The organism is Kluyvera georgiana ATCC 51603 (genome assembly GCF_001654985.1).
GTDB lineage: Bacteria > Pseudomonadota > Gammaproteobacteria > Enterobacterales > Enterobacteriaceae > Kluyvera > Kluyvera georgiana.
Genome location: NZ_LXEU01000005.1, coordinates 34,949 through 53,103 on the forward strand (window position 1 = coordinate 34,949; position 18,155 = coordinate 53,103).

Annotated in this window: 16 protein-coding genes; 4 read left to right on the plus strand and 12 right to left on the minus strand. The window is 56.3% G+C overall.

The window, feature by feature from the left end:
* The first annotated feature begins 49 nt into the window (after positions 1 to 49).
* On the plus strand, positions 50 to 1,354 hold the full coding sequence (locus M989_RS01235; protein WP_064540920.1) for an SLC13 family permease: 1,305 nt from the start codon (positions 50 to 52) through the stop codon (positions 1,352 to 1,354).
* 147 nt (positions 1,355 to 1,501) lie between these two features.
* Here M989_RS01235 and tpiA read toward each other — a convergent pair whose 3' ends face one another.
* Both tpiA and M989_RS01245 read right to left on the minus strand, forming a co-directional pair.
* Entirely contained in the window at positions 1,502 to 2,269 is a 768-nt protein-coding gene (tpiA, locus tag M989_RS01240; RefSeq protein WP_064540923.1) for a triose-phosphate isomerase, read from the minus strand.
* 108 nt (positions 2,270 to 2,377) lie between these two features.
* Entirely contained in the window at positions 2,378 to 2,974 is a 597-nt protein-coding gene (locus tag M989_RS01245) for a DUF1454 family protein (protein ID WP_064540926.1), read from the minus strand.
* A gap of 111 nt (positions 2,975 to 3,085) precedes the next feature.
* Between M989_RS01245 and M989_RS01250 the strand changes: the two genes are divergently transcribed.
* A complete protein-coding gene (locus tag M989_RS01250) occupies positions 3,086 to 3,517 on the plus strand; it encodes a DUF805 domain-containing protein (protein ID WP_064540928.1) in 432 nt (143 codons plus the stop codon).
* On the opposite strand, the gene fpr is transcribed toward M989_RS01250, so the two are convergent.
* The 7 genes from fpr to gmk all read right to left on the minus strand — a co-directional run bounded on the left by fpr (position 3,508) and on the right by gmk (position 11,487).
* The gene (gene fpr / locus M989_RS01255) at positions 3,508 to 4,254 is read right to left on the minus strand and encodes a ferredoxin--NADP(+) reductase (RefSeq protein WP_064540931.1); all 747 of its coding nucleotides are present in this window, start codon (positions 4,252 to 4,254) and stop codon (positions 3,508 to 3,510) included. The genes M989_RS01250 and fpr overlap by 10 nt on opposite strands.
* Before the next feature lie 95 nt (positions 4,255 to 4,349).
* A complete protein-coding gene (gene glpX / locus M989_RS01260) occupies positions 4,350 to 5,360 on the minus strand; it encodes a class II fructose-bisphosphatase (protein ID WP_064540934.1) in 1,011 nt (336 codons plus the stop codon).
* Positions 5,361 to 5,428: 68 nt separating this feature from the next.
* Positions 5,429 to 7,510, minus strand: coding sequence for an ATP-dependent DNA helicase RecG (recG, locus tag M989_RS01265; RefSeq protein ID WP_064540937.1), 2,082 nt, complete (start codon positions 7,508 to 7,510; stop codon positions 5,429 to 5,431).
* A gap of 5 nt (positions 7,511 to 7,515) precedes the next feature.
* Entirely contained in the window at positions 7,516 to 8,205 is a 690-nt protein-coding gene (trmH, locus tag M989_RS01270) for a tRNA (guanosine(18)-2'-O)-methyltransferase TrmH (protein ID WP_064540940.1), read from the minus strand.
* A gap of 196 nt (positions 8,206 to 8,401) precedes the next feature.
* Complete coding sequence (spoT, locus tag M989_RS01275; protein ID WP_064540943.1) at positions 8,402 to 10,516, minus strand: bifunctional GTP diphosphokinase/guanosine-3',5'-bis pyrophosphate 3'-pyrophosphohydrolase; 2,115 nt, start codon at positions 10,514 to 10,516, stop codon at positions 8,402 to 8,404.
* A gap of 18 nt (positions 10,517 to 10,534) precedes the next feature.
* Complete coding sequence (rpoZ, locus tag M989_RS01280) at positions 10,535 to 10,810, minus strand: DNA-directed RNA polymerase subunit omega (RefSeq protein WP_000135058.1); 276 nt, start codon at positions 10,808 to 10,810, stop codon at positions 10,535 to 10,537.
* Between the two features lie 53 nt (positions 10,811 to 10,863).
* Positions 10,864 to 11,487 carry a guanylate kinase gene (gene gmk, locus M989_RS01285; protein ID WP_064540946.1) on the minus strand — a complete coding sequence of 208 codons (624 nt, stop codon included), beginning with the start codon at positions 11,485 to 11,487 and terminating at the stop codon, positions 10,864 to 10,866.
* 257 nt (positions 11,488 to 11,744) lie between these two features.
* Between gmk and ligB the strand changes: the two genes are divergently transcribed.
* Positions 11,745 to 13,421 (plus strand): NAD-dependent DNA ligase LigB, encoded by a 1,677-nt coding sequence (gene ligB / locus M989_RS01290; protein ID WP_064540949.1) that lies wholly within the window; start codon positions 11,745 to 11,747, stop codon positions 13,419 to 13,421.
* Here ligB and M989_RS01295 read toward each other — a convergent pair.
* The 3 genes from M989_RS01295 to M989_RS01305 form a co-directional block, all read right to left on the minus strand.
* Positions 13,418 to 14,035: a trimeric intracellular cation channel family protein gene (locus M989_RS01295; RefSeq protein WP_064540952.1), complete on the minus strand. Its 618-nt coding sequence runs from the start codon at positions 14,033 to 14,035 to the stop codon at positions 13,418 to 13,420. The two genes, ligB and M989_RS01295, sit on opposite strands and share 4 nt — an antisense overlap.
* Before the next feature lie 235 nt (positions 14,036 to 14,270).
* Positions 14,271 to 16,004, minus strand: a complete 1,734-nt coding sequence (locus tag M989_RS01300; RefSeq protein ID WP_064540954.1) for a phosphoethanolamine transferase CptA — start codon at positions 16,002 to 16,004, stop codon at positions 14,271 to 14,273.
* Between the two features lie 286 nt (positions 16,005 to 16,290).
* Positions 16,291 to 17,154 (minus strand): YicC/YloC family endoribonuclease, encoded by an 864-nt coding sequence (locus M989_RS01305; RefSeq protein ID WP_064540957.1) that lies wholly within the window; start codon positions 17,152 to 17,154, stop codon positions 16,291 to 16,293.
* Positions 17,155 to 17,404: 250 nt separating this feature from the next.
* Here M989_RS01305 and rph point away from each other — a divergent pair, with 250 nt between their 5' ends.
* Positions 17,405 to 18,121: a ribonuclease PH gene (gene rph, locus M989_RS01310; RefSeq protein ID WP_064540993.1), complete on the plus strand. Its 717-nt coding sequence runs from the start codon at positions 17,405 to 17,407 to the stop codon at positions 18,119 to 18,121.
* Positions 18,122 to 18,155: the final 34 nt, after the last annotated feature.

The following is an 18,155-nucleotide window of genomic DNA, read 5'->3' on the forward strand; positions in this document are numbered from 1 at the left end:
GTCTGGCCTGTCGTCGTATTCTTGCTGAAAAAAACGACAGGAGACAGGTATGTCGCTCTGGTTTTCTCATCCTCTGTTCCTTCCCTCACTCATTGTTGGCGTCACCATCCTGCTATGGGCCACCTCTCTACTGCCGGAGTTTATTACCGCGCTGCTGTTCTTTGCGGCGGCCATGACGGCGAAAATCGCGCCGCCGGACGTTATTTTCGGCGGTTTTGCCTCGTCGGCGTTCTGGCTGGTATTCAGCGGTTTTGTGCTTGGGGTGGCGATTCGCAAGACGGGATTAGCCGACCGGGCCGCGCGAGCGCTGTCGGCAAGGCTAACGGATTCCTGGCCGTTGATGGTCGCCAGCGTGGTGCTACTGAGCTATGCACTGGCGTTCGTGATGCCCTCCAACATGGGGCGTATTGCGCTGCTGATGCCGATTGTGGCGGCGATGGCGAAACGCGCGGGCATCGAGGACGGTAGCCGTGGCTGGTATGGACTGGCACTGGCGGTGGGGTTCGGCACTTTCCAGCTTTCCGCCACCATTTTGCCCGCCAACGTCCCCAATCTGGTCATGAGCGGGGCAGCGGAAGGGGCTTACGGCATTCATCTGAACTATGTCCCGTATCTGCTGCTGCATACGCCAGTGCTGGGTTGGCTAAAAGGCGCCGCGCTGATTGTTCTTATCTGCTGGCTGTTCCCGGGCAAACCGCATCCGCCGCGCGAACTTGAGCCACTGCCGCCGATGAGTCGTGATGAGAAGCGCCTGGCGTGGCTGCTGGCGGTAGTGCTCACGCTGTGGGTGACCGAGAGCTGGCACGGCATCGGGCCTGCCTGGACGGGGCTGGTCGCCGCGGTCGTCACGCTGCTGCCGCGCGTTGGGTTTATTACCGGTGAGGAGTTTGCCAGCGGGGTGAATATTCGCACCTGCATCTATGTTGCCGGGATCCTCGGGCTGGCGATTACCGTTACCCAGACGGGCATCGGTGCGGTGGTGGGCAACGCGCTATTGCACATCATGCCGCTGAATGAAGATGCGCCGTTTACCAGTTTCCTCGCTTTGACCGGCATTACCAGCGCGTTGAACTTCATTATGACCGCCAACGGCGTTCCGGCGCTGTACACCACTTTTGCCCAGAGCTTCTCCGATGCGACCGGCTTCCCGCTGCTGAGCGTGATTATGATTCAGGTGCTGGGCTATTCCACGCCGCTGCTGCCCTATCAGGCCTCGCCGATCGTGGTGGCGATGGCGTTAGGGAAGGTGCCTGCGCGCGCGGGCATGCTGCTGTGCCTGGCGCTGGCGGCGGTGAGTTATCTGCTGCTGTTGCCGTTGGACTATGCGTGGTACCAGGTGCTGGGGAAATTATAATAACTTGCGCGGATGGCGCTGCGCTTATCCGGCCTACAAAATAATAAAACCGGCCGTAGGGCCGGTTTAACCAGGCATCGTGTGCGTAACTCGTAGGCCGGATAAGGCGTTTATGCCGCCATCCGGCACGAATGCCGCGTCAATGTCTTACGCGTTTTTAGCGGCTTCCGCTGCTTTAACGATCACCGCGAAAGCGTCAGCTTTCAGGGATGCGCCGCCAACCAGCGCGCCGTCGATGTCCGGCTGGGTGAACAGCTCTGCCGCGTTGCCTGCGTTTACGGAACCGCCGTACTGGATGATAACCTGTTCAGCGATTTTCGCGTCAGCTTTAGCAATGTGGTCACGGATGAATTTGTGCACCGCCTGAGCCTGCGCAGGAGTTGCAGATTTACCGGTACCGATCGCCCATACTGGTTCGTAAGCGATAACCGCGCCTTCGAAGGCCGCCGCGCCCTGAGTTTTCAGAACGGCGTCGATCTGGCGTGCACAGACTTCTTCAGTTTTGCCCGCTTCGTTTTCTGCTTCGGTTTCACCGATGCACAGAACCGGAATCAGACCCTGTTCTTTCAGCACGGCGAATTTCTTGGCGATCAGCTCGTCAGATTCTTTGTGGTAGGTACGACGCTCGGAGTGGCCGATGATGATGTAGGTTGCGCCAACATCTTTCAGCATTTCAGCGGAGGTTTCACCGGTGAAGGCGCCAGACAGGTTCAGGTCAACGTTCTGCGCGCCCAGGTGGATGTGGCTGCCCGCCGCGGCGTGTTTAGCCATATCGATATACATTTCCGGCGGAGCGATAGCCACGCCGCAGCCAGCCACGCCAGCCAGCTCTTTACGCAGGTTAGCAATCAGCTCGTTTACCATGTGGCGGCTGCCGTTCAGTTTCCAGTTACCCATCACTAAAGGATGTCGCATTTCGATTCTCCACGCTTGTCAGCGAATTAAGGAATATGGCCGCCCGTCAGGGCAGCATGGTCTGTGAAACAGTATAGAGATTGAAAGGCATGAAGGCTTTGCTTTTTATCATTTATTCTCCCCTTCAAGATTTTCAGATAGCGCCAGCTTAATCGGTTCAACGGCGAAGGTCAGCCCTTTTTCGCCGTTATCTGCGACAACATAGCGCACTGCGCCTTCGGTACTGGCAAAGTAATGTTTGCCTTTCCCTTGTGTCAGCAGCTTCTGTAATTTCTGCTGGCTTTGCTGTTTGGTTAGCGTGGGAATGACCGCACGCATCAGGGCGCTCATGTACTCCTGCGCTTTGGCTTTTGCCGCCTTCTGCTCCGGCCCCTGAATCGGCAGCCAGGTAATCTGAATCGACTTAATCTTCAGCGTGCCGCGCTCCAGCGCCGTCGAGGCGTAGAGGTTTTCATTTATCTTGCTGGCGGCACGGGTAATGGTGAGCTGATCGCGGCTGGAGGTAATCGAGCGGAACTCGCCGAGCGGCAGGCTGGGGTTTTCGGTATTAAACTTTTCCCGGAACTGGCTGATGGAGAGATCGAACGCCGGGGCGCCCGTGAGCAGGTATGGGGCAACGGCTGCAGGCGTTTCCGCTGACAGTACGGTCTGACTAAAACTCAGCGAGATGAGTCCTGCCAGACAGAGCATTATCCATTGTTTCATGCCAATCGTCCTCCTCTTTTCAGATGACGATTAAAACGGGAACCGCCTCGCTTGTCAAAATGTGCCCACTTCAGGGTAAACTACGCGGCACAACGACAAAGGAAAGGGTACATGACTCTACAGCAATGGTTATTTTCCATTAAAGGGCGCATTGGACGCCGTGACTTCTGGATCTGGATTGCCATCTGGGCCGTGACGATGGTCGCACTGTTCAGCCTTGCGGGCGGCGGGCTCGTCGACTTACAAACGGCGGCATTTATGTTGGTGTGTCTGCTATGGCCAACGGCAGCAGTGACCATTAAGCGTCTGCATGACCGGGGTAAATCTGGCCTCTGGGCGCTGCTGATGGTGCTGGCGTGGATGCTGCTGGCGGGCAACTGGTCCATGCTGCCCGGCGTATGGCAGTGGGGCGTGGGGCGTTTTGTTCCGACGCTGATTATCGTCATGATGCTGATCGACCTGGGCGCGTTTGTCGGCACCCAGGGCGAAAACAAATACGGTAAAGACACCCAGGCCGTGAAGTATCGCGCCGATCACCAGTAGTGTTCGGCGGTCATGTGGCCCGGACGACGGCGCAGGTGTTTGGTCATCTGCCGGGTCTCTTTCAACAACTGCTGGGTGTCGCGCACCATCTGCGGGTTGCCGCACAGCATGATATGGCTGGTTTCCGCGTTGAGCGGTAACCCTACCGAGGCTTCCAGCGCGCCGCCTTCAATCAGTGGCGGAATGCGCCCATTCAGCATCCCCGGTACGTTTTCCCGGCTGACAACGGTCTGAATACGCAGTTTGCCGTTATAACGCGCGGCTAATGACTGCATTTGCGGCAGATAGCTTAAATCGGCGGCGTAACGCGCGGCATGTACCAGCACCAGATTTTTAAAGCGATCGAGATCTTTGCCTTCTTCCAGAATCGACAGGTACGGGCCAATTGCCGTGCCGGTTGCCACCATCCACAACGTCTCGCAGTCAGGGATTTCATCCAACACAAAGAAGCCGGCTGCCTCGCTGACGATTTGGACATCATCACCCGGTTTTAGCGCCGCGAGCCGTGGGCTGAGCTTGCCCTCCGGAACGGTCACCAGATAGAACTCGAGGTCGGGATTGCTGGGGGCGTTAACGTAAGAGTAGGCGCGCTGTACTCGCTCACCGTCGATATCCAGCCCCAGCTTGGCGAACTGCCCGGCGGTAAACGGATGAACCGGCGCGTGGACGGTAAGGCTAAACAGTGCATCGGTCCAGTTCTGCACTTTGACTACTTTGCCTGTAACCCAGTCTGCCATGGCGTGTCTCCTCTCATTCGCGTTATCTTATCTTCACCGCGACGAGAAAAGATTTCCAGCCCGAAAGGGCTGGAAAGCTCGATTGATCAAATGATTTAAAGAATGTGGCGCTGGATTTCAGCGTCTTTGCGATCGAGGTAGTGAATAGACTGAATGCGGCGAATGGTGCGCGATTTACCGCGGATCAGCAGCGTCTCGGTGGTGGCGATATTTCCCTTGCGGGTAATACCGTCGAGCAGATCGCCCTTGGTGATGCCGGTGGCGGAGAAGATAACGTTATCGCTACGCGCCATGTCGTCCAGCGTCAGTACGATACCCGCCTCAATGCCCATCGCCTTGCAGCGTTCCAGCTCGCTTTCACCGATACGACGGTTCTCTTCGCTATCGCCCTTCACGTGATGACGGGCCAACAGACGGCCATGCATATCGCCATCCAGCGCGCGAATCACCGCCGCAGAGACCACCCCTTCCGGCGCGCCGCCGATGCCGTACATCACGTCGACTTCGCTATCCGGCATGCAGGTCAGGATAGAGGCGGCAACGTCGCCGTCGGGAATCGCAAATACGCGCACGCCCAGCTTTTGCAGCTCGACAATCACCTGGTCGTGACGCGGCTTGGCAAGAATGGTGACGGTTAATTCGGAAAGCGGCTTGTCCAGCGCGCGGGCAATGTTGCGCAGGTTTTCTTCCAGCGGTTTGTTGAGGTCGATGGAACCTTTGGCGCCTGGGCCGACAATCAGTTTTTCCATATACATATCAGGAGCGTTGAGGAAGCAGCCTTTGTCGCCAACGGCCAGCACTGCCAGGGCGTTTGCCTGGCCCATCGCCGTCATGCGGGTGCCTTCAATCGGGTCGACGGCGATATCCACCGCGTCGCCGTTACCGGTGCCGACGGACTCACCGATGTAGAGCATTGGCGCTTCATCGATTTCGCCTTCGCCAATGACGATGGTGCCGTCAATGTTGACCTTGTTGAGCATAATACGCATGGCATTGACCGCTGCGCCGTCGGCGGTGTTCTTGTCGCCACGGCCCAGCCATTTGTAGCCTGCCAGCGCCGCCGCTTCGGTGACGCGCGAAAATTCGATTGCCAGTTCTCGTCTCATTACAAACTCGTCCAGGGAAGTAAAATGGTGCGAAGTTTAGCACAGCCCTTTTCGGGCTGTGGGTATGGCTACGCGTTGGAATAACGTTCGGTTTCCGGCATCCAGCGCTCGATCAGGGCATTGGCCTGCTGCGGGTAACGGTCATGAATATGGCGCGCCAGGCGCTGAACTTCTGGGATCATTGCCTGATCGCGCAGCAGGTCGGCGACTTTAAATTCGGCGTTGCCGGTCTGGCGAGTACCGAGCAGTTCGCCGGGGCCGCGAATCTCGAGATCTTTCTGAGCAATCACGAAGCCGTCGTTGCTGTCGCGTAGCACCTGCAGGCGCATCTGCGCGGTTTTCGACAGCGGCGCTTTGTACAGCAGCACGCAGTGTGAGGCCACCGCGCCACGGCCTACGCGGCCTCTGAGCTGATGCAGTTGCGCCAGCCCCAGACGCTCCGGGTTTTCGATAATCATCAGGCTGGCATTGGGCACATCGACGCCGACTTCAATCACCGTGGTGGCAATCAGTAAATGCAGTTCACCCTGTTTAAACGCCTGCATGACGGCCTGCTTCTCGGCGGGTTTCATTCGCCCGTGGACGAGGCCGATATTCAACTCCGGCAGCGCCAGCTTCAGCTCTTCGCTGGTAGCTTCCGCCGCCTGCGCTTCCAGCAAGTCTGATTCTTCAATCAGCGTACACACCCAGTAGGCCTGGCGGCCTTCGGTGGTGCAGGCGTTGCGCACGCGGTCGATGATCTCATGGCGACGGGTATCGGGGATCGCTACCGTTGTCACCGGGGTGCGGCCCGGCGGCAGTTCGTCAATCACCGAGGTATCCAGGTCGGCATAGGCGGTCATCGCCAGGGTGCGGGGGATTGGGGTGGCTGTCATGATCAGCTGATGCGGGTGGAAGCCCTGCTGCTGGCCTTTTTCCCACAGCGCCAGTCGTTGATGCACGCCGAAGCGGTGCTGTTCGTCGATGATCACCAGCGCCAGCCCGTTAAACTGCACCTGTTCCTGGAAGATAGCGTGGGTGCCGACAATCATCTGCACCTGACCGCTGGCAATGGCCTCTTGCTGTGCCTGACGCGCTTTACCTTTCTGTTTACCCGCCAACCAGCCCACTTCAACGCCCAGCGGTGCAAACCAACTGCGGAAGTTGTTGGCGTGCTGTTCGGCGAGCAGTTCGGTTGGCGCCATCAGCGCCACCTGCTTGCCATGGGCGATGGCGCGAAGCGCAGCCAGTGCGGCAACCAGCGTTTTCCCGGAGCCAACGTCGCCCTGTACCAGACGCATCATCGGCACATCCAGCGCCATATCGTGTTCAATTTCCGCCGTTACGCGCGCCTGGGCACCCGTAGGCTTAAACGGCAGCGCTGCCAGCAGTTTATCTTTCAGCGCATCGTTGGCGCTGAGCGGCTGAGCGTGGAAACGCTGCGCGCCCGCGCGCAGGGCCAGCATACTCAGGTTGTGCGCCAGCAGCTCCTCAAGGATTAGGCGCTGCTGCGCCGGGTGTTTACCGGTTTCTAAATCAGCAAGCTGGAGCGTCGGTGGCGGGCGATGCAGCGTACGTAGCGCTTCCGGCAGGCTCATCATTCCCTGTGCCAGCTCTGGCGGTAGCAGTTCGCTGATGGCGCAGGTATCAAGTAAATCCAGCGCCTGGTCGGTGAGTTTGCGTAACGTGGCCTGTTTGATACCTTCGGTCGTGGGGTAGACCGGCGTTAAGGTCTCCTGCAAATCCGGTGTGCTGAGGTCTCCCTGTACGCGGTATTCCGGATGGATCATCTCCGCGCCGTACTTGCCGCGTTTGGCTTCGCCATAGGCCAGCACTCGCCGCCCGGTGGCGAGGCTGTTTTTCATTGCCGCGTTGAAGTTGAAAAAGCGCATCGTCAGGATACCAGTGCCGTCGCTAATCTGGCAGGTCATCATCCGTCGGCCGCTGAAGGTGATATTGCAGTTCAGGACTTCGCCTTCCACGGTCACGTAGATGCCGGGAAGCAGTTCACCGATGGGATAAAGTTGGGTGCGGTCTTCGTAGCGTAGCGGCAGGTGCAGAAGCAGATCCTGCACCGTGTGTAGACCAATTTTTGCCAGCCGGCTGCTCTGCGCGGCGCCAACGCCGGTCAACGTGTTGAGCGGAACGGCATCCAGCAGACGGCTTTGCATGACGGTTACTCCGAGGCCTGCATAGTGGACCACCACGCGGCATCGGCTTCAATTTCGCCCTGCTCGTTAACGTGGGGATAAGGGAGCCCTTTGCGTTTAGCAACGTTTGCCAGCACCGGGTAGCCGCCTTCAAACAACAGGCGCTGCTGTTCTTCGTCCGGTAGCATACTGTTTTCCCGGCGGTACATGCCGGCGTTCTGCCGCTGGCGCTGCGCTTCGTAGAGAATCAAGGCTGAGGCGACGGAGACGTTGAGCGACTGCACCATGCCAATCATCGGGATGATGATGTCCCGATCCGCGAGGGCTAATGCTTCCTGGGTGATACCGGTTTTTTCCTGGCCCATCAGGATACAGGTCGGGCGGGTATAATCGATTTCACGGAAGTCGACGGCTTTGTCGGACAGATGTGTCGCCAGAATCTGCATGCCCTGGCTTTTCAGATGGCCTACCGCGTCACCGATGGTCCGGTGGGTCTTTACCTGCACCCAACTGTTGCTGCCCGCTGCCGCCGAGGCCATCGTGCGCATGCGGTTACCCGGCCACACGGCGTGAACTTCGTGAACGCCTACAGCATCGGCGGTGCGAACGATCGCCGAAACATTATGAGGTTTGTGGACCTCTTCCATGCAGACCGTCAGGTCAGGCTGACGCCTGGCGAGCATCTCACGGATACGCGCATAACGCTGTAAGTTCATTTACACTTCATCCTTCAAATTGCCTCGGCGTTGGCCGCACTCATTCACCCCAGTCACGTACTGTTGTACGCTCCTGGGGACTCATTCGCTTGCCTCGTTATTCGGCTTATCGCCTCACCCCTTCGGGGCCAGCGCAAGCGCTGTTCAAAGCGTTAAAACGCTTTGTGATGCAATTCGAATGATTTTGTGTAAAAAGCTAGTTTCGGTTACGGGTGACTTTGATGACGTCCGGCATCACGCGGATTTTGCGCATGATATTCGCCAGATGCACGCGGTCGCGGGCGGTCAGGCGGATAAAGGCGCTATATACGCGGCCGTCTTTCTCTTCCGTATTCAGGCTTTGAATATTGGACGTCGCGGTATTGATGGCTGCCGTCAGGTTGGCCAGCGCCCCCTGATGGTTGAACATATCAACCTTAATCTCGGTGATAAATTCCTGCGCCGTTTCTTTGTCCCACTCAACCGCCATGAACTTCTCTGGTTCTTTCTGATAACCGCGAATGTTGCGGCAGGATTCATGGTGGATAACCAGCCCTTTACCCGGGCTGACGTGAGCGATGATCGGGTCGCCAGGGATTGGGCGACAGCATTTCGCGAAGGTGATCAGTACGCCGTCTGCGCCTTTAATCGGCAGATGGGTATGCCCGGAGGCACCCGGTGCAGACGGGATAGCTTCGCCCTGCTGGAGGTTTTTCGCCACCACCACGCTCATGGCGTTGCCGAGGCCAATTTCGGCCAGCAGATCGTCAAGGGTGGCAAGACGCATACGGTCAAGTTCGCGCTGAACATGATCCGGCGGGATTTCCGCGAGCTTGCGGCTACCGCCCAGCGCGTGGTTCAGCAGACGGCGACCCAGGCTGACGGAGTCGTCGCGCTTGAGGTTTTTCAGCATCTGGCGAATTTTTGCGCGCGCTTTTGAACTGACGACAAAGTTGAGCCATGCGGCGTTCGGGCGTGCGCCCGGCGCGGTGATGATTTCTACCGTCTGGCCGCTGGAGAGCGGCTGCGACAGCGGGTAAGGCTGCCTGTCGACGCGCGCGCCGACGCAGGCATGACCGATGTCGGTATGCACGGCGTAGGCGAAGTCCACCGGCGTCGCGCCAGCGGGCAGTTCGACGATGCGGCCTTCCGGGGTGAAAACGTAAATCTCATCCGGGAAGAGATCGGATTTAACGCTCTCGATAAATTCAAACGAACTACCGGCGCTCTGCTGCAGTTCCAGCAGGCTTTGCATCCAGCGTTGGGCGCGGATTTGTGCGGTAGTACTGCTTTCGCCACCGTGCTCTTTGTAAGCCCAGTGTGCGGCAACACCCATCTCTGCCATTTGATCCATATCTTCGGTACGGATCTGGACTTCGACCGGGACACCGTGTGGCCCAATCATCGAGGTGTGCAGGGACTGATATCCGTTGGCCTTTGGAATCGCGATGTAGTCTTTTACGCGACCCGGGCGCGGCTTGTACAGGCTGTGCATCTGGCCCAGTACGCGGTAGCAGGTATCCAGATCGTGGACGATAACGCGGAAGGCGTAGATATCCATGATCGAGTGAAAACGCTGCTCTTTCAGCACCATTTTGCAGTAGATAGAGTACAGATGTTTCTCGCGGCCGCTGACGCGACACGGAATTCCCGCTTCCTGCAAACGCCCTTCAATTTCAGAAAGAATCTTCTGAATCATCTCTTTACGGTTACCGCGCGCGGCTTTCACCACCTCTTTAATGACGCGATAACGGTTAGGGTACAGCGCTTCAAAGCCCAGCTCTTCGAGCTCGGTCTTGATGTGATGGATACCTAAACGGTGCGCCAGCGGGCTGTAAATTTCGAGCGTTTCACGGGCGATGCGGCGACGTTTGTCCGGGCGTAATGAGCCCAGCGTGCGCATGTTGTGGGTGCGGTCGGCAAGCTTGATGAGGATGACGCGGATATCCTGCACCATCGCCATAATCATTTTGCGAAAGTTTTCGGCCTGCGCCTCTTTCTTATCGCGGAACTTGAGTTTATCAAGTTTAGAGACCCCCTCTACCAGTTCAGCAACGCTTTTGCCAAAGAGCTGCTCCATGTCCTGGTAGGTGGCAGGGGTATCCTCAATCACGTCATGCAGCAGGGCGGCCATCAGCGTTTCATAGTCGAGTTTCATCTCGGCCAGAATGCAGGCTACCGCTACCGGGTGCGTGATATAGGGTTCACCGCTTGAACGTGTTTGCCCCTCGTGAGCGTCACGTGCAACGAGATAGGCCTGCCGAAGACGCTTAATCTGGTCTTCCGGCAGGTAATTTTGAATCAGCTGATTCAGGCTCTCAAACAGATACAAGGGCGACCCGCTATCTAATTAACGACGACCTTCAGCAATAGCGGTAACAGCTTGTAATTCAGCGGCTTCCTGCTCTTGCTGTTCCTGGCGCTCGCGCACGTCGAGGATCTGGTTGTTGATCAGACCTTCTTCGATTTCGCGCAGCGCGATCACGGTGGTTTTATCGTTTTCTTCCGGTACCAGCGGATCCTTGCCGCCTACCTGCATCTGACGAGCGCGACGCGCGGCGACCAGTACCAGGTCAAAACGGTTACCAATTTTCTCTACAGCGTCCTGAACAGTTACGCGTGCCATACTTTAATGCTCCACAGGTGAAGAAATGACTGGGCATGATACTGAAAGTGGGTTCAGTCTGCCAATAATTTGCTGATTAAAGCGTCATGTCGCTGCTTTTGGCGGCTCATACGCAGACGTTCAGCGCGGAGGATGGTCTTAAAATCACTCAGCGCGGTATCGAAATCATCATTGACGATAAGGTAATCATATTCCGCGTAATGACTCATTTCTGCAACTGCCTGAGCCATTCGTTTAGCGATGACTTCCTCGCTGTCCTGGCCACGGCCACGCAGGCGGCGGTCCAGTTCAATTTTAGACGGCGGCAGAATGAAGATGCTGCGCGCGCCCGGCATGCTTTTACGGATTTGCTGTGCGCCCTGCCAGTCGATGTCCAGGAAGACATCAACGCCGGTCGCCAGGACCTGCTCGATAGCCTGACGCGAGGTGCCGTAATAGTTGCCAAAGACTTCAGCGTGTTCCAGAAACGCACCTTCGCCAATCATCGAACGGAATTCGTCGTGATTTACGAAGAAATAGTGTTCACCGTGCACTTCACCCGGACGCGGCGAGCGCGTGGTATGTGAAACAGAGACCTGGGAGTCGTACAACGGTTGGGTTTTTAATAAAGCCTGAATCAGGCTGGATTTACCCGCGCCACTAGGGGCGGAAACAATATAGAGCGTGCCTTGAGCCATGAGTGTCTTTTGTATGTGATGATCGAAAGAGAACTTACATACGAGCCTATTATACACGGCGGCGCTGCGCGACGTAGCCTTTGTCACACTTTTTGCGCCAGTTTCTTTCATTTTGCGAGTCGCTTTCCTGAATTATCCCCATGTTGCTGCAACGAATGCGTTTTCCCTGAAGCCTGCTCGGGAAACGATACGATCGCCCTCGCGTGCAGAAAACGGCTGCATTACAAACAGAGCCAGCGTACTGACGGGGAAAGCATATGAAGGCATGGATGATGGGGCTGGGGTGGCTGCTAGCTATGCAGGCGCAAGCCAGCTGTCCAGTCTGGTCTGCCGCGCGGGCCGAGCAAGAGATTGCGCAGCTACAGGGGCAAATAGCAAAGTGGAACGCCGATTACTGGCGACAAGGGGTCAGCGGGGTGAGCGACGGCGTCTATGACCAACTCACTGCTCGGCTTACACGGTGGCAGCATTGTTTTGGTGCGAAATCAGTAGAGAGCACGAGTTTGCCGCCGTTACACGACGCGCTTAAGCATCCTGTCGCCCATACCGGAGTGCGAAAACTGGCGGATGCACGGGCTGTGGGGCAGTGGATGCAAGACAAAGGTGAGCTATGGGTGCAGCCAAAAGTCGATGGCGTTGCGGTAACGCTGGTTTATCGCCACGGGCAACTTTATCAGGCGATTAGCCGAGGGGATGGCCTGGTGGGGGAAGACTGGACGGATAAAGTCAGGCAGATACCGTCGTTGCCGAAGGCGGTACAGGGAGCTCTGGCAAACAGCGTTTTACAAGGTGAGATCTTTTTACGCGCAGAGGGGCATGTGCAGCGCAAAATGGGCGGCATGAACGCCCGTGCAAAGGTGGCGGGTATGTTAATGCGGCGAGGTGAACGCGAGCCGCTATCGGCATTGTCGCTGTTTATCTGGGCATGGCCGGATGGTCCGGCGGCGATGTCTGAACGGCTGGCGCAGCTGTCTGCGGCTGGATTTGAGCTTGCCCAGCATTATTCTCATCGGGTTTCCCGCGTTCAGGAGGTGGCGAACTGGCGCGAACGCTGGTTAACCACGCCGTTACCGTTTGCGACCGATGGCATTGTGATTCGGGAAGCGAAAGAACCCGCGGGCGCGTACTGGCTGCCGACGCAGGGAACCTGGGTGGCTGCATGGAAATACGAGCCGGTGGCACAGGTCGCGCAGGTGAACGGTATTCACTTCTCGATAGGGCGTAGCGGCAAGGTCTCGGTTGTCGCAGAGCTTGAGCCGGTAAAGCTGGATGACAAGCAGGTCAGGCGGGTTAATGTGGGGTCCGTTGCGCGCTGGCGGCGTCTGGATTTCACCGTGGGCGATCAACTGCTGGTGAGCCTGGCAGGCCAGGGGATTCCCCGGCTGGATAGCGTTATCTGGCGCGGGCTGGATCGAACAAAACCTAATCCTCCGGTGGGAGAATACCATTCGCTAACCTGCTTTTTTCTGACGGATGGCTGTCGGGCACAGTTCTTATCTCGCCTGAACTGGCTGTCTTCACCGCAGGTTTTTAATCTGGAAGGTTTGGGAGAAGCAGGCTGGAACAGGCTGATGATGGCGTTACCGTTCGACCACCTTTTTTCCTGGCTTGAACTGCGGGCGGCCCAGCTAAAAGAGATACCGGGAATCGCGCCAGAACGCGCCGAACAGCTATGGCACCGTTTTGAGATGACGCGTCGCCAGCCTTTTCGGCTGTGGGTCAAGGCGCTGGGGACGCCGTTGCCCGAAGCCGCGCTCAAGGCATCCGGCGATACCTCATGGCAACAGATTTCAGCGCGAGATGAGCTGGCCTGGCAAAGGCTACCCGGGATTGGGCCGGAGAGGGCCCACCGCCTGGTGATCTTTCTCCACCACCCCACGATCGTTGCGCTTGCCGACAAGCTACATACGCTGGGCGTGGCGGGATTTGATTAGTGTGTTTCGTGACGGTAGTGAAATACCGGTAGACCGAGCCGCAATCTCAGCGCCAGCATGCGGGCGGTAAAGCCGAACAGCAGCGTTGAAATCACCACCACATCGTGATTGCTGACGTAGTGCTGTAGCGCGACGTAAAGCACGGCGGCGGCAAAAGAGATGCCGGCGTAAAGTTCTTTCTGGAATACCAGCGGAATGCGCTTGCAGAACATGTCGCGCAACACGCCGCCAAAGACACCGGTAATCACCGCAGCAATGACGGCGATGATCGGGCCTTCACCCATATCCAGTGCAATCTGTGCGCCGATGATAGAGAAAACGATAAGCCCTACGGCATCCAGCACCAGAAACAGGCGGCGCAGATACGGCATTACCGGCGCGACAATGGTCGTCAGCACTGCCGCAACGGCAACGGTGATGATGTATTCCGGATGCTGTACCCAGCCTAACGGATAGTGGCCAAGCAACATATCGCGTACGGAACCGCCGCCCAGTGCGGTGGCGGTGGCGATAATAATCACGCCAAAGGTATCCATGCGGCGACGCCCGGCGGCCAGCGCGCCAGTCATGGCTTCGGCGGTAATGCCAATCAGGTAGAGGATGTGCAGTAACATGTTTGCTCCCGGAATGAATGGCAGAAGGGTAGCGATTTGTGCGTGGGATCACGATTGAGATTTTCTAAGGAGAGTGGGTTTTAATTAGTAAAACTAATTTTAATTGCTGTGCTTATCGCAGTGATATTGGTATGTGTTGATTTTTATGATTAGTTAACGCATTAAGAAATCTAATTAAAAACTTATGCTAACAGCCTAAAACGGCCACTTCATGATGAAGTGGCCGGAAGATCGCTTACTGATTACCCGTTAGCTCGCCGTACGGCAGCGTATCGTAATCTCTCAGTGATTTCTTGTTGTACGGGTTGCCAATCCAGCGCGTACTTTCCTCAAACTGAGGGTTGGTCAGCGCACGCGTTGGGTCGAAACCGTCATAGCTCAAGCCTGCCAAATCTGACCAGGTATGAATAAGCTCGGAACTGCTGTATTTGCGGTTCACGTCCTGCGAGAAATCGCGCGGATGCGCCTCATGCCACTTCTCCGAGGTCCACAGCAGGAACGGGATGGTGTACATGTGACGCGTCGGTTCTTGCTCATTACGCCCCTGAGTCTGATGCGGCGGCGTATCGTAGACTTCTTCCCCATGGTCAGAGAAGTACAGCAAGAAGCCGTTAGGATCCGTCGCCCTGTAGTCTTTAATCAGCGTAGAAACGATATAGTCGTTATACAGGTTGGCGTTGTCATAGTTGTTGTACGTGTCCTGCTGATCCTTACTTAAACCAGCCGGCATGCTGTCGGTTTTACCGGAGAATTTGTTCCAGTTCTCAGGATAGCGGTACTGGTAGTTAATATGCGTACCCAGCAGGTGAACGATAATGAACTTTTTCGGCGCAGGATCGGCCAGCACCTGCTTAAACGGTGCCAGCACGTTGGCATCGTATTCGCGGGCGCTTTGGGTGCGCTGCTGGTTCATGTAGAACTGCTGGTCGGTCTGCTTCGAGAACACCGTCAACATCGTGTTGCGCGACGTCATCGTCTGCTGGTTGGTTATCCAGAAGGTTTTATAACCCGCCTGCTTCATCAGGTTCATCAGCGAGGGTTTGGTCAGATACAGGTCCGGGTTCTGCTCATTCGCGAAGGTCAGCGCCTGCTGCAGAATCTCAATGGTGTAGGGACGAGACGTAACCACATCATTGAATACGGTAAAGTTAGGATCGGACTTACGCAGCGCATCCAGTTCTGGCGTGGTTTCACGTGGATAGCCGTACAGGCTCATATGCCCACGCTGCGTTGACTCACCGATAACCAGCACCAGCGTACGCGGCGCATTACCGGTGCTGTCTTTTAAATTCGCCAGCGGCGGCAGAGCGTGGTTGTCGTTGAGCAGTCGCGTCAGGCTATTGAGCTGATGACGATACTGGTAGTAGCCGGTAATGAACTGCCATGGTGCGGCAGGAGCAAGGCGGGTTGATACGCCATCCAGCACATCGGCAACCGGTTTGTCCTTCATCACTACCCCAGTGACGATCGGATGCAGGATCAGCCCGTACAGCAGGGCGAATGATACCAGCCAGCGCCAGGGCGTTGGGATATACACAGGACGCAGACGTGTCCACAGGAGGATAGCGATCGCCGTATAGACCAGCGCGACCAGCACTATTTTGAGGCTAAAGTACTGGCTGAAGAACTCGCCCGCTTCGTTGGTGTTGGTTTCGAACATCACGAATAGAACGCTTTGCGAGAACTCTTGCCCGTAAATTACGTAATAGCTAATTGCCGCGAGCGAGGCAGCCCAGAGAATGATGCCAATTAAGGCGCCGATAATGCGGGTTTTCCGGGGAAAGAGAAATACAGGCACCAGCCATAACAGGCTAAAGAGAATGGAATCTCTTAGGCCAGTCGAGCCGCTGTAACCTGTGGCATAGATAACAATCTGCAATGCTGTTGAAAAGAAGCAAAAATACAATACGGCCCAGCCAAGGGCTTTCCAGCTGTAGGCTGGCGTACTCTGAGTAGTCGTGAATTGCATGTGATTAACTTTATTTACGGTGAAGGCGGCCAGTCTAGCTACCAATGCTTAAGATATAATTAGATCGATATCAGGGCGTAAAAACAGATAGGCCTATTATCTGCAGGGATAAAAGGATGGCGTGAAATATCTGAGCAATAACGTTCTGAAATACCGTATCTCTTCCATAATCACCCTTTCATGAAGGGGTGGCTCATCATGCAGCGATACGGCAGAAAAATAAACTACCTGAATTAAAAATGCCCGCAGCATGGCGGGCATTGATTTTTAATATAACGCTTTGGTGTTACTCGATATTTTGAATCTGCTCGCGCATCTGTTCAATGAGAACCTTCAGCTCGATAGCGGAATTTGTGACGTCGGCATTAATTGACTTCGATGCCAGGGTATTCGACTCACGGTTGAATTCCTGCATCATGAAGTCCAGGCGACGGCCAACGGCCTCTTTTTTCTTCAGGATGTTATAGGTCTCTTTGACGTGGGCTTCCAGGCGATCCAGCTCTTCGGCCACATCAATACGCTGGGCCATCAACACCAGTTCCTGCTCCAGGCGGTTGTTTTCCAACTGCACTTCCGCGTCTTCCAGCTTCGCCACCAGGCGATCGCGCTGCCACTGCAGAATTTCCGGCATATGGGCACGTACTTTGGTCACTTCGCTGCTAACACCTTCCAGGCGTTGTTCAATCAGCGCTTTCAGCGCCTGACCTTCGGTTTCGCGAGCGACGATGAAGTCGTCCAGCGTACCGTCCAGCGCATTCAGGATCTCGGCGGCGATAGCGTCCAGATCCTGCTCTTGTGCCGCCATAACGCCCGGCCAGCGCAGAATATCGACCGGGTTAATTTCCCCTTCGTCGCTCTGCATTTTGACCCAGTTCGCGGCGTTAACCAGCTGCTTTGCCAGGTTTTCGTTAAGAATAAGTTCGCCTTGCGCACTGGCATCCGGCTCAAAACGCAGAGTGCACTCTACTTTCCCGCGCGTTAAGCGGGTACGTAGACGTTCACGAACAACGGGTTCGAGGCTGCGGAACTGCTCCGGCAGACGGAAATAGGTTTCGAGATAACGCTGGTTAACAGAGCGCAGTTCCCAGGCGGCGCTGCCCCAACTGCCCTTAATTTCGCGGCGGGCATAGGCGGTCATGCTGCGGATCATAGACGTTCCTGTTTTTAAAGGAGAGATGGGGGGATTATAGCCCTCGGGGGCTTATGAGGATAGGAATAAGCACCGTTAATCCGTATAACACTTCATCCTTCAAGCTGTCTCTGTGTTGGCTGCCGTCGCTTACCCCAGTCAGGTACTTATGTACGCTCCTGGGGATGCGCGCCTTTGTCGCCTTGATACAGCTGGAATGATTTTGTGTATAATGCGCAGCCACATTCGTTTCAAGCCGGAGATTTCTATCATGCGTCCAGCAGGTCGTAGTGCCAACCAGGTGCGTCCCGTCACCCTGACCCGTAATTATACAAAACACGCAGAAGGTTCCGTGCTGGTCGAATTTGGCGATACTAAAGTGCTCTGCACCGCCTCTATTGATGAAGGCGTGCCGCGTTTTCTGAAAGGTCAGGGTCAGGGCTGGATCACCGCTGAGTACGGCATGCTGCCGCGTGCTACCCATACCCGTAACGCCCGTGAAGCGGCGAAGGGCAAACAGGGCGGTCGTACTATGGAGATTCAGCGTCTGATTGCTCGCGCGCTGCGTGCAGCGGTAGATCTGAAAGCGCTCGGCGAGTTCACTATCACGCTGGACTGTGACGTTATCCAGGCCGATGGCGGCACGCGTACCGCGTCTATTACCGGTGCCTGTGTGGCGCTGGCCGATGCGCTGGGCAAACTGGTTGCCGCAGGTAAGCTGAAAACCAACCCGATGAAAGGGATGGTCGCCGCGGTTTCCGTCGGTATTGTCAACGGTGAAGCGCTGTGCGACCTGGAGTACGTTGAAGACTCGGCGGCGGAAACCGACATGAACGTGGTGATGACCGAAGACGGTCGCATCATTGAGGTTCAGGGCACGGCGGAAGGCGAGCCGTTCACCCACGAAGAGTTACTCACCCTGCTGGCGCTAGCCCGAGGGGGAATCGAATCTATTGTAGCGACGCAGAAGGCGGCGTTAGAAAACTGATTTTTAAGGGCGACGTGGTCGCCCTTTTTTTTGT

Coding starts and splice junctions, on each gene's coding strand:
- M989_RS01235 (WP_064540920.1), top strand. CDS start 50: ATGTCGCTCTGGTTTTCTCATCCTCTGTTCCTTCCCTCACTCATTGTT.
- tpiA (WP_064540923.1), bottom strand. CDS start 2,269: ATGCGACATCCTTTAGTGATGGGTAACTGGAAACTGAACGGCAGCCGC.
- M989_RS01245 (WP_064540926.1), bottom strand. CDS start 2,974: ATGAAACAATGGATAATGCTCTGTCTGGCAGGACTCATCTCGCTGAGT.
- M989_RS01250 (WP_064540928.1), top strand. CDS start 3,086: ATGACTCTACAGCAATGGTTATTTTCCATTAAAGGGCGCATTGGACGC.
- fpr (WP_064540931.1), bottom strand. CDS start 4,254: ATGGCAGACTGGGTTACAGGCAAAGTAGTCAAAGTGCAGAACTGGACC.
- glpX (WP_064540934.1), bottom strand. CDS start 5,360: ATGAGACGAGAACTGGCAATCGAATTTTCGCGCGTCACCGAAGCGGCG.
- recG (WP_064540937.1), bottom strand. CDS start 7,510: ATGCAAAGCCGTCTGCTGGATGCCGTTCCGCTCAACACGTTGACCGGC.
- trmH (WP_064540940.1), bottom strand. CDS start 8,205: ATGAACTTACAGCGTTATGCGCGTATCCGTGAGATGCTCGCCAGGCGT.
- rpoZ (WP_000135058.1), bottom strand. CDS start 10,810: ATGGCACGCGTAACTGTTCAGGACGCTGTAGAGAAAATTGGTAACCGT.
- gmk (WP_064540946.1), bottom strand. CDS start 11,487: ATGGCTCAAGGCACGCTCTATATTGTTTCCGCCCCTAGTGGCGCGGGT.
- ligB (WP_064540949.1), top strand. CDS start 11,745: ATGAAGGCATGGATGATGGGGCTGGGGTGGCTGCTAGCTATGCAGGCG.
- M989_RS01295 (WP_064540952.1), bottom strand. CDS start 14,035: ATGTTACTGCACATCCTCTACCTGATTGGCATTACCGCCGAAGCCATG.
- M989_RS01300 (WP_064540954.1), bottom strand. CDS start 16,004: ATGCAATTCACGACTACTCAGAGTACGCCAGCCTACAGCTGGAAAGCC.
- M989_RS01305 (WP_064540957.1), bottom strand. CDS start 17,154: ATGATCCGCAGCATGACCGCCTATGCCCGCCGCGAAATTAAGGGCAGT.
- rph (WP_064540993.1), top strand. CDS start 17,405: ATGCGTCCAGCAGGTCGTAGTGCCAACCAGGTGCGTCCCGTCACCCTG.